Origin of the sequence: Dolichospermum sp. UHCC 0315A (genome assembly GCF_008121535.1) — a bacterium.
Taxonomy (GTDB): Bacteria; Cyanobacteriota; Cyanobacteriia; order Cyanobacteriales; family Nostocaceae; genus Dolichospermum; species Dolichospermum lemmermannii.
This window is the reverse complement of the sequence record NZ_CP043056.1, coordinates 4,779,371-4,791,421: the sequence shown is the minus strand read 5'-3', so window position 1 is coordinate 4,791,421 and position 12,051 is coordinate 4,779,371. Positions and strand designations below refer to the sequence as shown.

The 12,051-nt window shown below is 38.0% G+C and carries 9 protein-coding genes; 4 read left to right on the top strand and 5 right to left on the bottom strand.

The genetic code is table 11. The annotated features are described in order from the left end of the window. Positions 1 to 58 precede the first annotated feature (58 nt). The gene (gene glcD, locus BMF77_RS22785) at positions 59 to 1,528 is read right to left on the bottom strand and encodes a glycolate oxidase subunit GlcD (protein ID WP_148766058.1); all 1,470 of its coding nucleotides are present in this window, start codon (positions 1,526 to 1,528) and stop codon (positions 59 to 61) included. 245 nt (positions 1,529 to 1,773) lie between these two features. On the opposite strand from glcD, the gene BMF77_RS22780 reads away from it, so the two are divergent. Further along, positions 1,774 to 3,285, top strand: coding sequence for an AAA family ATPase (locus BMF77_RS22780; RefSeq protein WP_148766056.1), 1,512 nt, complete (start codon positions 1,774 to 1,776; stop codon positions 3,283 to 3,285). A gap of 171 nt (positions 3,286 to 3,456) precedes the next feature. After that, the gene (locus BMF77_RS22775; RefSeq protein ID WP_148766054.1) at positions 3,457 to 3,942 is read left to right on the top strand and encodes an SH3 domain-containing protein; all 486 of its coding nucleotides are present in this window, start codon (positions 3,457 to 3,459) and stop codon (positions 3,940 to 3,942) included. Between the two features lie 60 nt (positions 3,943 to 4,002). Here BMF77_RS22775 and hppD read toward each other — a convergent pair whose 3' ends face one another. The 4 genes from hppD to xseA form a co-directional block, all read right to left on the bottom strand. Then, positions 4,003 to 5,097 (bottom strand): 4-hydroxyphenylpyruvate dioxygenase, encoded by a 1,095-nt coding sequence (gene hppD / locus BMF77_RS22770; RefSeq protein WP_210422250.1) that lies wholly within the window; start codon positions 5,095 to 5,097, stop codon positions 4,003 to 4,005. Between the two features lie 47 nt (positions 5,098 to 5,144). Next, positions 5,145 to 5,855, bottom strand: a complete 711-nt coding sequence (locus BMF77_RS22765; protein ID WP_210422249.1) for an SDR family oxidoreductase — start codon at positions 5,853 to 5,855, stop codon at positions 5,145 to 5,147. Positions 5,856 to 5,954: 99 nt separating this feature from the next. Further along, the gene (locus BMF77_RS22760; protein WP_148766053.1) at positions 5,955 to 7,310 is read right to left on the bottom strand and encodes an NYN domain-containing protein; all 1,356 of its coding nucleotides are present in this window, start codon (positions 7,308 to 7,310) and stop codon (positions 5,955 to 5,957) included. Between the two features lie 67 nt (positions 7,311 to 7,377). Next, positions 7,378 to 8,598: an exodeoxyribonuclease VII large subunit gene (gene xseA, locus BMF77_RS22755; protein ID WP_148766051.1), complete on the bottom strand. Its 1,221-nt coding sequence runs from the start codon at positions 8,596 to 8,598 to the stop codon at positions 7,378 to 7,380. A gap of 236 nt (positions 8,599 to 8,834) precedes the next feature. On the opposite strand from xseA, the gene BMF77_RS22750 reads away from it, so the two are divergent. Together BMF77_RS22750 and BMF77_RS22745 are read left to right on the top strand one after the other, a co-directional pair. Continuing rightward, positions 8,835 to 9,764 carry a Yae1 family protein gene (locus BMF77_RS22750; protein ID WP_148766049.1) on the top strand — a complete coding sequence of 310 codons (930 nt, stop codon included), beginning with the start codon at positions 8,835 to 8,837 and terminating at the stop codon, positions 9,762 to 9,764. A gap of 390 nt (positions 9,765 to 10,154) precedes the next feature. Next, on the top strand, positions 10,155 to 11,873 hold the full coding sequence (locus BMF77_RS22745; RefSeq protein ID WP_148766047.1) for a bifunctional serine/threonine-protein kinase/formylglycine-generating enzyme family protein: 1,719 nt from the start codon (positions 10,155 to 10,157) through the stop codon (positions 11,871 to 11,873). Positions 11,874 to 12,051 lie beyond the last annotated feature (178 nt).

The following is a 12,051-nucleotide window of genomic DNA, read 5'->3' as shown; positions in this document are numbered from 1 at the left end:
AACAGGAAACAGGGAACAGAAAAATATTTATTCTTCATTCTGACTCCTGACTCCTTTCTTAGAATCTTTCTACACCTGAGAATTGTTGAATAGATGCTTTAGCTGCTTCTCCACAAGTGCGAGGTGTGGGAAAAATCTTGCCAGGATTTGCCAAACCTTGGGGATTAAATACCTGTCTTACCCATTGCATTGTTTCTAAATCAGCTTCACTAAACATATCTGGCATATAGCATTTCTTATCAGCACCAATACCATGTTCACCGGAAATACTTCCACCTACTCTTACACATAGCCTGAGAATTTCTCCTCCCAATTCTTCGACTTTTTCCAATTCTCCATGTACAGAATTATCAAATAAAATTAATGGATGTAAATTACCATCTCCAGCATGAAAAACATTAGCAATAGGATAACCATATTCATGACTTAATCTCTCAATTTCCTGGAGAACATAAGGTAATTGAGTGCGAGGAATTACCCCATCTTGCACATAATAATCTGGGCTAATATGTCCCGCTGCGGCAAAAGCTGCTTTTCTACCTTTCCATAATTTTAATCTAGTTTCTGGGTCACTAGCACTAGTAACATCTCGCGCCCCATTCTTTTTGCAAATTTCTATAACTCGCTGTTTATTTGCAGAAACTTCTACTTCTAAACCATCAATTTCTACTAATAAAATAGCCGTAGCATCACGAGGATAACAATTAGTAGCAACAACATCTTCTACAGCATTAATACTAATATTATCCATCATTTCCATGCCACCGGGAATAATCCCCGCGCTAATAATATCAGAAACAGTGGCAGCCGCAGCATCTACGCTGGTAAAATCTGCTAGTAAGACACAAATAGATTCCGCACTCTTGAGAATTTTCAGGGTGATTTCTGTGGCAATTCCTAATGTTCCTTCTGAACCCACAAATACACCTGTTAAATCATAACCCGGCATTTCAGAAATTTGTCCACCAACATCAACTATTTCACCGTCAGGAAGCACAAGTTTTAAGCCCAAAACATGATTTGTTGTCACACCATATTTTAAACAATGGACTCCCCCAGAATTTTCGGCAATATTGCCACCAATGGAACAAATAATTTGACTAGAAGGGTCAGGTGCAAAATAAAAACCAGCACCACTAACAGCTTGAGTCACCCAACTATTAATTACTCCTGGTTGCACTACAGCCCGTTGATTTTCTAAATCAATACTGAGGATTTGTCGCATTAAAGAAGTGACAATCAAAACGGAATTTTCTGTTGGTAAAGCCCCACCAGATAAACCCGTTCCTGAACCTCTGGCAATAAAGGGAACAGAATATTGATTGCAAATTTTAACAATTTCTGATACTTGTTCTGTGCTTCGGGGTAATACTGCAACTGGGGGACGTTGTTTATAGCTGGTTAAACCGTCACATTCATAGGTGAGAAGTTCTTCTTTGCGTTGAACTACGCCTTTTTCACCAACTACAGCGACAAATTTTTTGATAATAGGTTTCCAGTTGATTTCTTTTTTATTTTTGGTAAGCATGGATTTTTGACGATTAACTGTAGATGTTTATTTTTACTTTAATGCTACTGGTGTTGAAAAACTCAAAATCTCAAACTTTGCGCCTTTGCCCCTTTGTGTCTTTGCGCGAAACATAATTTATGTTACCAATAGATATCTCCAAAATAAGTCTGCATTGATTATTAACAGGTGATGTACAATCGGATATGGTATTATACTAAACCTTATTGATTTTGATAACGCAGCTTTAGCCATACTTGTTTTTTATGAATTTTCGTAATGAGTTTAAATTGTTACTTCGCGCTCGTTATCCGTTGATTTATATTCCCACTTATGAGGAAGAACGGGTAGAAGCGGCGATTCGGGAAGAGGCGATAAATCAAGGTAATCGTCCGGTGTATACTTGGGATTTTGTGGACGGTTATCAGGGAAGTCCCAATGATGTGGGGTTTGGTAAACGTAACCCGTTACAGGCTTTGGAGTTTGTGGAAAAGTTGACGGCTGCTGCACCTGCGGTGTTGATTTTACGAGATTATCATAGATTTTTGGATGATGTGGCGATCGCTCGTAAACTTCGTAATTTAGCCAAACTGCTGAAATCACAACCGAAAAATATTGTCCTATTATCCCCTCGCGTCGCTATTCCTGACGATTTGACGGAAGTGCTGACGGTGGTTGAGTTTCCCCTACCTAACGCCTCGGAAATCAAAATGGAGGTGGAACGGTTGTTACAAGCCACCGGGAATCCGCCTGTTGGCAAGTTTTTGGATGATTTGGTGCGTTCTTGTCAAGGGTTGTCTATGGAAAGAATCCGCCGGGTATTGGCGCGAGGAATCGCCACTCATGGACAATTAGAACCGGAAGATGTAGATTTAGTTTTGGCAGAAAAGCGGCAAACTATCCGCCAAACCCAAATTCTTGATTTTTACCCCGCCACTGAGGAAATTACTGATATTGGCGGTTTGGATAATTTGAAAGATTGGTTAATTCGGCGTGGGGGTTCGTTTAGCGAAAAAGCCCGACAATATGGTTTACCTTATCCCCGTGGGTTAATGTTGGTGGGAATTCAAGGAACTGGTAAATCTTTAACGGCCAAAGCGATCGCTCACCATTGGCATTTACCTCTGTTACGATTAGACGTAGGGCGGTTATTTGGTGGTTTGGTGGGTGAGTCAGAATCCCGCACCCGGCAAATGATTCAAGTCGCAGAAGCGCTCGCTCCCTGTATACTTTGGATTGATGAAATTGATAAAGCTTTTTCGGGTTTGGGTAGCAAAGGTGATGCAGGAACTACCAGCCGGGTATTTGGGACTTTTATCAATTGGTTAGCGGAAAAAACTTCTCCTGTATTTGTTGTGGCTACTGCTAATGATATTCAGGCGTTACCACCAGAAATGTTAAGAAAAGGGCGATTTGATGAAATTTTCTTTGTCGGTTTACCCAGCCAAGAAGAAAGAAAAGCCATTTTCAATGTGCATTTATCCCGATTGCGTCCCCATAATTTGAACAGCTATGAAATCGAAAGATTAGCCTACGAAACTCCCGATTTTTCCGGTGCAGAAATTGAACAAACGTTAATTGAAGCCATGCACATTGGCTTTAGTCAAAACCGTGATTTCACCACTGATGATATTTTAGAGGCTGCTAGTCAAATTATCCCCTTGGCACGAACTGCCCTCGAACAGATTCAAAAACTCCAAGAATGGGCAGCATCCGGTAGGGCGCGTCTAGCCTCAAAATACAGTCCTTTAAGCGATCGCATTCAACGTCAATTATAGGAGTCAGGAGTCAGGAGTCAGGAGTCAGGAGTCAGGAGTCAGGAGTCAGGAGTCAGGAGGAAGAAAAGAAAGAAGAAAGAAGGAAGAAGAAAGAAGGAAGAAGAAAAAAACTAACCAATTACCAATTACCAATTACCAATTACCAATTACCAATTACCAATTCCCTACTATATGCTTACAAACTTACTTAAAGTTATACTCGGTTTTATTTTAGCGATCGCAGTTTTATTAGGTACTGGCTTAACAGTTGCCCTATATTTTGTTAACCGTACCGCAGTAACTCCTCCCAAGCCACTGTATGCTAACGATAATCCTTCTAAACAAATTAAAAAGCCCAAAGCCATTCCCAAATCTCAACCGCAAAAATCAGCTACTCCCAACCCCACATCTAGCCCTACAGCTACTCCCACACCCACACCCACAGAATCACCCAAAGCATTGCCACCAGATGCTTACGAAGGAACAGTTACTTGGGCGCAAGGACTAAGTATGCGGTCTGAACCAGATGCAAATTCTTCCACAACTGGTGGAGTTGGTGGTAATAAAAAAGTAATTATTTTAGAAGAAAGCGCCGATAAAAAATGGCAAAAAATTCGCATTGCTGATACCGATAAAGAAGGTTGGGTAAAAGCAGGTAATATTCAACGTTCCCAGTAAGTAGGTGAGGATTAAAAATTATCCTATTTATGCTGATAAAATAGTCGGTTTTAACCGACTTTAGCTTTTAGACAGGGAATTTATTCCCTGGCTGGAAGGGAAATCAATACCGCGTTTAATTTGTTCGCGTTCAATAGCTTGAAATAAAGCCAGAAAATTACCTTCTCCAAAACCTTGGGCAAAAGAACGACGTTCAATAAACTCAAAGAAAAAAGTTGGTTTTGAAAAAATTGGTTGACTGAAAATTTGCAATAATAACTGACCTGGGTGAGAATTTTCATGCCAGTCTACCAGAATTTCCTGATGAGATATAGCCTGTAATTCTTCAGTTGACAGAGAAAATTTATATCGTTGTTGTAGCTGGGAATAGTAACTTTGGGGAACAGAAAGAAAAGATAAACCAGCAGCCCGAAATCGAGAAATTGCATTCACAAGATCAGGTATTAATAAAGCAATATGTTGAATACCTGCCCCTCGATTTACATCCAAAAACTCCTGAATTTGCGAACTAGGCGAAGCCGGTTCATTAATTGGTAATTGAATATTACCATGAGGTGAAATCATTACCTGACTATGCAAACCAGAACGATCAGTTTTAATATTAAAAGTTTGTTGAGGTTGGAAATCAAATATTTTTTGATACCAATTAACAGCAGTTTCTAATTCACCAACTCCCACATTCAAAACTAGATGATCAATCGCCGTAATAGAATCATGTAAAATATTTTCGTTATCTGCTATTCTTGCTGTATTTTTAGTAATTAACGTATGATTTAAACCACCCCAAGCAGCAATTTTGGCATACTGACAAAATCCAGCATCTTCAACAGGTTGGAGAATCCTAGCCCCATTACTTATAGCCCTTGCTGTCAAAGCTTCCACATCATCAACTACAAAGGCTATATCAGCCACACCAGGAGGATGTTGACGCAAAAACTCAGCCACCGGGCTAGTCGGTAAAATCGCAGAAGAAAGTAAAAAGTAGACAGATCCACTTTTCACCACTTCTGTCCGAGTATGTAACGATTTTTGATGATGAGAAAGACTTGGAAAAAAGCCATCATTTACTGTTTGAAAACCAAGACAATAAACAAACCAATCTCGCCACCTTTGGGCATCTTCGACATAAAAGTGAACGTGATCAATTTGCAGCATAATTTATTTTAAATCCAGTATTTACTATCACCTTTATCTATGACATACTAAAAAAATAAATGACTCTCAGGTTGAATATTAATTTCCATGGGTATAGCCTGGGGTTCGGCAGATAAAGCATAAAAAATAGCATTTGCCGCAGTTTCACAACTCAGCATTTTACTCCGATCTACTTTTAAATTTACCTTATCCCAAAAAGAAGAATCTATCCCCCCAAAGTAAAAAAGCGTAATTTTCACCCCAAAGCGTTTCAGTTCTTCCGCTATACATTTACTAAAACCCACCACACCGAACTTAGACGCAGAATAAGCCGCAGCCATAGGCATTGAATGTTTACCAAGAATACCGACAACATTACAAATATGACCAGATTTCCGTTTTTGCATCTCCTTCGCTGCGGCTTGAGTGGTGTAAAAACAGCCTTTTAAATTCAAATCCAGCATTGCATCTAAATCTGCCGATTCAATGGTGTTGTAGGCTTTGAGAATACCCGCTCCGGCTGCATTTACCAAAACATCAATTTGTCCAAACTGAGCTATTGTCCTTTGAATTAATGCGTCTACCTGTTGAGATTGAGTAATATCAGTAGGAACTGTCAGCACCTCTCCTGATAACTCATTAGCTAATGCTGCTAAACTTTCCCCGTCTCTAGCTACAAGTACCAACCTCGCACCAGTGGAGGATAACTGACGAGTTAAGGTAGAACCAATACCACCAGTAGCACCGACAATGACAATAACTTTATCTTGTAGCATCATAATATTTACATTTCTTTACAGACTATATTTATAGTACAGTCTATCTCGGTATTCTGGGTTTAATTCTCTAAATCAAATTAATTATCCAAATCAAACAAATCATAGTCCAGATTTTTTCACACCCACTTCCCATTTTTTACCGACTTGCTGAATTTGCAAAGAATGACAAGAATGGAGAAATTTAGCAAAACTACCCCCAATCTTTAATTGTTTGATTTGTTCAGTTATTGGTTTACCATATTGCTGATAAAATTTACTTGCCAAAATACTAATATCAAGAGATTTATGATTATCTACCTTGCTTAAATTAGTCAAAATATTCTTGATTGCTTGCTCTAAATCTGCGGGAGAATTAATAGGAGATAATACTTTTGATGTCAGAATTTCCTGTTGTGAATTATCCTGAGTATTTTCTGATTTCGATTGATGATGTTCAAAAAGGGTGACATATAATTCAGATTTTTCATCAATTTGATGAACTACAATCTCAGATGGATAGTGAATAAATACGTCTTTGGCTTGCTTACCGGGAAAGTGATGAGCAATAATTTGGCTAATGGTTAATTGATGTTTGCTTTTAAATAATTTAGACAGAATCGAAAGCTTAATCCAATAACTTTTAGTTTGTTTTTGTTGTAATTTAATCAGACCCTTCATTTGCAAAAGAAACTGCTCTATAGATGGTATCTCTGGCAAAGGTTTAAGAGAATAATTAATAGTTTCACTTGTTAAACTATTGAATACTTTAATATTTTCTCCATGCTGAGTAACTTGATAAACTAATATCCCATTTTGTTGTAATGTATTACATAAGTTTGTCATTACCTTATCTGACGAACAAACAAACACCTCCTTCACATGAGGATAGCGTTCATGAATAGAAGAACCCACCGCAATCATTTTACCATCAGCATTATCTCTACCAGCAGGAACATGAATTAAATCATAGCCACGTTCATGTAATTCTACATCCAACTTTCCGCGATTTGACCAATTGGCAAAAGCAATTTTAACTTGTACAGGACAATGACAAATTGTAGTTAAAAACTTTTCTGTATTCGTGTTTAGTTGCAGGTTTTCTGCATCTAAAAGCAAAATAGTTATACTAGCAGATTGTCGTTGGAGTAAATGGTTAGTATTTACATCAATATTTTCTGGATTTAGCTGCTCAACAGCAGATATTAAATCCGATAGTATTTGTGAATCAAAAGCTGCGGGAACAAGCACCGCTTTAAGTGATGATTGCAGTTTTTGTAATAATTCATCCCAGCTTTGAGTTTGACTGAGTATGGCTGTGAATTTTGTACTTAAAGCCGATTTATTTGTAGATATTTGCCAGTTAATAGTTCGATATTTTGCAATCAAGAATTCTGGTTGCTGTTTTTGAATAGCAATAATTGATTGACAAATCTCGACAGAGATTTTTTGTAATAAGGCAGAATCATGATAGGACATAGCTTACAGCGTACAGTAGAGCATCCTGAGTATGAAGCCTCAAGTCTGAAAATATATTTTCCAGAACTCAACCTTCAGTAACTTCTATAACTTTAACTGTTACCTTACCTTGTGCCAACTGAATCACTAAATTTTCTCCTATAGTTAATTCTGATACAGAACGAGGAATTACACCATTTTCTGTTATCACCACTGCATAGCCACGCTGTAAAACGGACTTTGGATCAATACTGGCCAATTTTTGTCGTAACATTTCTAAGTGTTGGCCGGCCTGTTGTAATTTTCCCGTTGTTACCTGTAATAATTGCCGATGTTTCCAAGATAACTTGTCTCTTTCCTGTTCTACTTGTCTATCTAACCGCAATTGACGCAACCGATGTTTTAATCCTTGAAGTTGCTTTTCCCTAGCTGCTAATGATGAATTTACGGCTATACACAAGCCTGTAATTCGCTGTTGGTGTTGAATTTGCAAATCAGCCAATGCAGGTACTACGGTTTCCGCTGCGGCTGTTGGTGTATGTACGCATAAATCGGCCACCAAATCAGTTAAGGATTCATCCCTTTCATGTCCGATACCAGTAATAACGGGAATTGGACAATTAGCAACAGCCATAACCACTCTTTCATCATTAAAACAAGCTAATTCCTCAACAGCACCACCACCTCTTGATAAAATTAATACTTCTGCACGTCCATCTTTTTTGACTCTTTCAATGGCTTTTACAATGGATGCTGGTGCTTGTTCACCTTGTACTGTTGCGGGAGAAAATAAGATGTGTAAGCCGGGATATCTATGTTTAAGGGTTTTTTGAATATCACCCCAAGCGGCTGCTGTTGGGGACGTAATAACGGCGATAATTTGCGGATGTGAGGGAAAGTATCTTTTTCTCTCTGTATCAAATAGTCCCTCAGCCTGTAAGCGATTTTTCAGTTGTTGATAGCGTAATGCCTGTAAACCTACACCCGCAGGTAAGGCTTGCCACACTGTTAATTGATACTCTCCCCGTTGCGGGTAAATACGAATACTGCCTAAAATAATTAACTGTTCACCAGAAACTGGCATTTGTGCTAATTTTGCTACTTGACTTTTCCAAGCCACGCACTTAATCGCGGCTGTACTATCAGTATCTCTTAATGTAAAAAATAACCCACTCTGGTGATGATTTGTGCTGGAAACTTCTCCAGTTACCCACACTTGTCTGAGAATTTCATCTTGTTCTAAGAGTAATTTTAGATAGTCGGTTAAACCAGCTACGGAAAGGGCGGTATTAGGAAAGTCAAAGGTCATAGCAGTAGGTGATAGGTGATACAAATAACCGAGATCCCCGACTTTTTTATCACCTTTTGTTCATGGATTGATGATTGGAAAATGAAAAAAATTAGGGGAGAATTATTAATTAAGTTAGTATTATTGTATCATAAAGGTCTAATGCCTTGATTTGTGCAGATCATTGATAATTTCCCTCACGCTTTGAGAATCGGGATAATAAAACTCTATATACTGATATAAGAAAATACTAATTTATGACAAGACAACCGCACGACCAACTTGCTAAAGAATATCTAGAAGAATTATTAGCACCTTTAGGAGAGGTCAAAACCAGTAAAGATGTAAAAAGCGAAGTTCAGGAAATAGATGTTTGGTTTGTTCCGACAACAACAGTTATAAATTCAGAATTAGGATTATTAGGAAAAATGGCAGTTACAAGCTGTCTTTTTGAACCTTACCGTAATGCACCTAGTGAGATAGAAATTAGGAGTTGTTTGTTAAAATTGTATAGTGTTCAGGGTGAATTGTTAAGACAAGCGAAAAGAGAAAAACGTTCTATCTCTGAAGAAGAATTACCCTTTCTATGGATTTTAACACCCACTTGTTCTGAAAGAATCTTGGAAGGGTTTGGAGCAAAAACAAAGGAGGGATGGGAAAAAGGAGTTTATTTTCTGCCAAAATACCAGAAAGCGGCTATTGTTGCTATTAACCAATTACCCATAATAGAGGATACACTATGGTTAAGGGCAATGGGAAAAGGCAAAACTCAAACTGAAGCTATCAGCAAAGTTGTTGAACTTTCACGAGAGAATGATAAATTGAATAAACTGGTAGCAATTTTCGCATCTTGGCAGAAAAATTTAGAATTGAATAGTGATGTTAATGATGAAGAAGTAAGGGAGTTAATTATGAGTTTATCACCAGCATATCTTAAACAGTGTGAAGAATGGAAACAAGAGGGAATAGAAGAAGGAAGACAGGAAGGAAGACAGGAAGGACAACAAGACGGACAGCGTTTGATGGTCGAGAGTTTGTTAGCGGTGCGTTTTGGTAATTTAGATGAGGAGTTATCTACTATTGTGATTCCGATGATGGAACTTTCTTTAACGGAAAGAACCCAGTTATTACTTAATTTATCTAATCTTTCCCGTGAGGAATTGTTAGCTAGGTTTAAAGTTGATTAGATGTTTTGAAAAACAATGTAGAGACGTTTCATGAAACGTCTCTTTTATAAGTTTGAGTGGAATTATCTATCGAAGAAAAATGGAAGAAAATAATAATAGCGATGAAGATAAGGTTACCTTGGACATCCCTAATGCTTTCATTGAGTTGTAAAGACTGCTGAAAGAGGGCGATAGCTTCGCTCGCCGTAGGCATCGCCTCCCAATACTGCTCGGTTAAGCCTCAAAAAGTCATTATATGGTAGGTTAGGTTGTGGAACGAAATCATTGGTAATGTTGGGTTTCGTTACCTCAACCCAACCTACGAATAACTGTATCCCTCATCAAAAATTGGATGGATAAGGATAGTCAAAATGTGATTATAATTATCAATGTAATTACTCACCTGTATCTATGAGTCAGTGTCTTAACCCCGACTGTCTACAGCAAAATCCACCTAAGACGATATTCTGTCAACGTTGTGGGAGTAAACTGGTATTGCAAGAACGGTATCGCGGTGTGCGGGTTATTGGTGAAGGTGGCTTTGGGAGAACGTTTTTAGCAGTAGACGAACAAAGATTAGATACTCCCTGTGTGATTAAGCAATTTTTACCCCAACAGTCGGGAAGTGCGGCTTTAGAAAAAGCGACGGAGTTATTTAAACAAGAAGCTTTTCGACTGCGAGATTTAGGGAAACATTCACATATTCCAGATTTACTCGCATTCTTTCCCCAAGAAGGAAGATTATATTTAATTCAGGAATTTATCGAAGGTAAAAATCTCTTAGATGAATTACAACAAAAAGGAAAATTCAGCGAATCGGAAGTTAAACAGATATTAATTGAATTATTACCTATTTTACAATTTGTCCATGATAATAAAGTCATTCATAGAGATATTAAACCAGAAAATATTATTAGAAGTTCTCAAACTGGTGCTTTATTCCTAATTGATTTTGGAGTTTCTAAGGAAGTTGGGGGAAGTGTTTTGAGTAGAGTGGGGACAATTACGGGAACGCTGGGATATGCACCACCGGAACAAATGCGCGGGAAGGTTTTTCCGAATAGTGATCTTTATAGTTTAGCTGTAACTTGTATTCGTTTATTAACGGGATATTTTCAAAAAGATGATGGTGATGATTTAATATTTGATTCTATGAGAATGCAGTGGATATGGAAACAATATGTTTCTGTGAGTCAGGAGTTAGAAATAGTTTTAGATAAGATGTTGCAAGACATTCCAGTTAATCGGTTTCAGTCTGCAACAGAGGTTTTCTTAGCATTACAAATACAGGAAGTTCCAGCTAATATTATCGTCCCACAACCACCTGTTTTTCCTAATCCCTTTCAGCAAGTTTTACAATTTATTTCTCCACCACTAAAACCACCAGTTTATCCTGACCAAAATGAAAATTTAGGAAATGGAGTAATTTTAGAAATGGTAGCAATACCTGGAGGAAAATTCCTCATGGGTTCACCGCAAAGAGAAGGAAAGGATAATGAGAAACCGCAACATCAAGTTACCATTCAACCATTTTACATGGGAAAATACCCTGTTACCCAAGCACAATGGGAAAGGGTAGCAGCTTTAGCGAAAGTGAATATAGATTTAAACTCTCAACCCTCAAAGCTCAAAGGCGGAAATCTTCCAGTTGAAAGAGTATCATGGCATGATGCACAGGAATTTTGTACTAGACTAAGTAAGGCTACAGGTAAAATATATCGCTTGCCCAGTGAAGCTGAATGGGAATATGCTTGTAGAGCTAATACTACAACTCTCTACTACTTTGGTGACACTATTACCACCGATTTAGTCAATCATAATAATAAGTATGGACAAACCACAGACGTAGGGAAGTTTCCCCCTAATGCTTTTGGTTTATATGATATGCACGGAAATGTATGGGAGTGGTGTGAAGATGGCTGGCACGAAAATTATATTAACGCACCTACTTGGCCTAATAACAATATTCCTTGGATTAGTCAAAGTGACAATAAACGTATGCTGCGTGGTGGTCAGTGGTATCTAAATCCTTCTTATTGCCGTTCTGCTAGTCGCAGCTACAATAATGGAGACCGCAGGAACAAAGACAACGGTTTTCGGTTGGTAGTTTCGGGTGCAGGGACTCTTTAGTTATTTACCCTTCCAAATATTTTTAATCGAAAATGTCTGAACTATGATTTTTATGATTTAAGGATTTACATGATTTGATTTTTTGCTAAACCCCTACACTGGTTTAAAAAGAAAATCTCTTTCTTTTCTTCTTTTCTTCTTTTCTTCTTTTCTTCTTTTCTTCTTTTCTTCTTTTCTT

Bases quoted from the DNA above. Each gene is read 5' to 3' on its own strand.
- glcD (WP_148766058.1), bottom strand. From the start codon at position 1,528: ATGCTTACCAAAAATAAAAAAGAAATCAACTGGAAACCTATTATCAAA.
- BMF77_RS22780 (WP_148766056.1), top strand. From the start codon at position 1,774: ATGAATTTTCGTAATGAGTTTAAATTGTTACTTCGCGCTCGTTATCCG.
- BMF77_RS22775 (WP_148766054.1), top strand. From the start codon at position 3,457: ATGCTTACAAACTTACTTAAAGTTATACTCGGTTTTATTTTAGCGATC.
- hppD (WP_210422250.1), bottom strand. From the start codon at position 5,097: ATGCTGCAAATTGATCACGTTCACTTTTATGTCGAAGATGCCCAAAGG.
- BMF77_RS22765 (WP_210422249.1), bottom strand. From the start codon at position 5,855: ATGATGCTACAAGATAAAGTTATTGTCATTGTCGGTGCTACTGGTGGT.
- BMF77_RS22760 (WP_148766053.1), bottom strand. From the start codon at position 7,310: ATGTCCTATCATGATTCTGCCTTATTACAAAAAATCTCTGTCGAGATT.
- xseA (WP_148766051.1), bottom strand. From the start codon at position 8,598: ATGACCTTTGACTTTCCTAATACCGCCCTTTCCGTAGCTGGTTTAACC.
- BMF77_RS22750 (WP_148766049.1), top strand. From the start codon at position 8,835: ATGACAAGACAACCGCACGACCAACTTGCTAAAGAATATCTAGAAGAA.
- BMF77_RS22745 (WP_148766047.1), top strand. From the start codon at position 10,155: ATGAGTCAGTGTCTTAACCCCGACTGTCTACAGCAAAATCCACCTAAG.